This is a genomic window from Promineifilum sp. (SeqCode) (assembly GCF_041918635.1).
In the GTDB taxonomy this organism is placed as follows: domain Bacteria; phylum Chloroflexota; class Anaerolineae; order Promineifilales; family Promineifilaceae; genus Promineifilum.
In genome coordinates this window covers 1-2,186 of record NZ_JAYRVJ010000347.1, presented here as the reverse complement: position 1 = coordinate 2,186, position 2,186 = coordinate 1, and the positions used below count along the sequence as shown (strand labels likewise).

At 74.2% G+C, this 2,186-nt stretch carries 1 protein-coding gene and 1 pseudogene; both read right to left on the bottom strand.

All coding sequences use genetic code 11. The features are described from left to right. Nucleotides 1-1,784, bottom strand: a pseudogene (locus ACE3UY_RS11090) (hypothetical protein); the annotation flags it as partial. Beyond that, nucleotides 1,781-1,948, bottom strand: a complete 168-nt coding sequence (locus tag ACE3UY_RS11085; protein ID WP_374687592.1) for a hypothetical protein — start codon at nt 1,946-1,948, stop codon at nt 1,781-1,783. The gene ACE3UY_RS11085 and the pseudogene ACE3UY_RS11090, both read right to left, overlap by 4 nt. Nucleotides 1,949-2,186: the final 238 nt, after the last annotated feature.

The following is a 2,186-nucleotide window of genomic DNA, read 5'->3' as shown; positions in this document are numbered from 1 at the left end:
TCGCCCAGCAGCGCCAGCACCGTCTCGATGAAGGTGCTCTTGCCGTTCGCGCCGTGGCCGTAGAGGAAGAAGAGGCACTGCTCGTCCGTCAGCCCGCTCAGCGTGTAGCCCGCGGCCCGCGCCAGGAAGCCGGCCAGCGCGTCGTCGCCGCCCGTGATGCGCGCGATGAAGCGATCCCAGGTCGGGCATTCAGCCGCCGGGTCGTAATCCACCGCCAGCGCATAGGTCAGCAGGTCGTCGCGCGCGTGGGGGCGCAACTGGCCGGTCGCCAGGTCGAGCGTGCCGTTGCGGGCGTTGAGCAGCCGGTCGTGGCGGTTCAGCCGGTCGTGGGTGACGGGGATGGGCAGTTCCGACTGGGCCAGGCTGAGCATGGCGTTGCGCCGCGCTTCGGCGGCCGAGGCGCGCGCCCACCTGGCGAGCTGCCCGGCGTACTCGTCGTCGCCCGCCCGCGACGCCGCCGCCGCCTCGTCGTAGATGCCCCGCGCCGTCGTCTTGGCCCGCCGCTGGATGGCCCCGTCGTCGTCGCGCCGCCAGTGCGTGCCCGCCCACAGCAGCCAGTGGCCGGTGGAGTGGTTGAAGCGCACCGCCTCGCCATGCTGCGCCGTGAACCGCTCCGCGTTGCCCGTGTCATCCAGCCGCGCCCCGGCCCCCTCCAACAGGGCGGGCGATCCGGTCCCCTCGCCCCCTGGGAGAGGGTTGGGGAGAGGGTTCTTTGCTCCTCGCAGACCCTCCCCTAACCCCTCCCGAAGGGCGGGGGATCCGGCTCCCTCGCCCCTTGGGAGAGGGTTGGGGAGAGGGTCTTCAGCCCCCGCTCCCCCGCCCCCCTGCTCCCCTGCTCCCCTCGCCTTCCCCCCCACCTTCTTGAACGCGCTCGCAATCGTCGCCCGCGTCTCCCGCGCCGTCAGCCCGGCCCCCAGCGCCTCGCCGGCCATCACCTGCTCCACCTCCGGCCGCGCCAGCAGCCCGCCGTTGACCAGCTCGGCCAGCCCGGCCGTCTGCCGGAACAGCGCGTTGTTGCGCCCGCCGGGCGGCGTCGTCGCCACCTGCCGTCTGGCGTCGGCCAGGGCCGCGGCGGCGTAGCGGGCGGGGAGCGGGGGCCTGACAGGAGTCAGGGGGCGGGGCGGGGGAGCAGGGGAGCGGGGGCGCAGGGGGGAGGCCGGCGCGACGGGCGGCTCGGCGATGGCCGTGAACGCCCTGACCACCTGCGCCGCCGTGCGCAGGGCGGGGGGGACGAACGGCCGGTCGCCCAGCCGCCAGTGGTAGCCCGGCCCCGTCGGGTGCGCCCCGTCGATGACCGTCTGCCCCGTCGCCCAGCGCAGCTCCAGCTGGCCGAACGGCCGGTCGCCGGCCGGCTCGCCGACGTAGACCCCCTGGGCCGCCGGCCACTCCGGCGGCAGCGCCTCCTGGCAGCGGATGACGACGCCGAAGCCCGCCCCGCTGCCGCTGCGGTAGCTCCACTGGTAGTCGTCGGGCAGCCCCAGCGCCAGCAGCAGTTCCACTACCACGCGCTCCGGCACGGGCACGAGGGGCCGGCCGTCTTCGTCCTTGAGCGCGTCGATGTCGAACACGCGGAAGTCGCCGCGGCCGTTGATCACGCCCACGGCCGCCGCCTTGCGCCAGGGCAGCCCGTTCAGTTCCTCTTTCGTCTGGGGTTCGGTCTGCCAGCGCTGCCAGCGGTGGGCCGGACGCTTCGCGCCGGCGCGGATGGCCGTCACGGCCGCGCCCCAGCCGTGCAGCTGGCGGGCGAAGTTGCGCAGGCCGGTGGGGGAGGTGTCCGGGGTCATGGGCGCCGCCAGGGCGGCGCGGTTTCCTCGGCCGCCATCCGGATGAGCCGGCGCAGCGTCTCGGCCTGGCTGCGCCGGGCGCGGCGGGCGACCAGCCGCAGCCGCCGCCGGTCGTCGCTGTCCAGCCTGAAGTTGAAGCGCTCGTTCTTGGGGAGCCTGGTCATGGGTACACCTCCGCGTGTAGGTGCATCCATCTTAGCGCAGCGCCACCCCCCGTCGCCATTCAATTTTTGGCAGGGTGCTGGGGGGTAGGGGCTAGGGGCTAGGGGTTAGGGGCTAGGGGGTAGGGGCTAGGGGGTAGGGGCTATGGGCTAGGGAGGAAAACCGTCCTGCGGAGTCCGCAACCACAGAATCGGACGGCGCAGCGGCGCGAAGCCCGCGAACCAAGACCCAAACACCCAC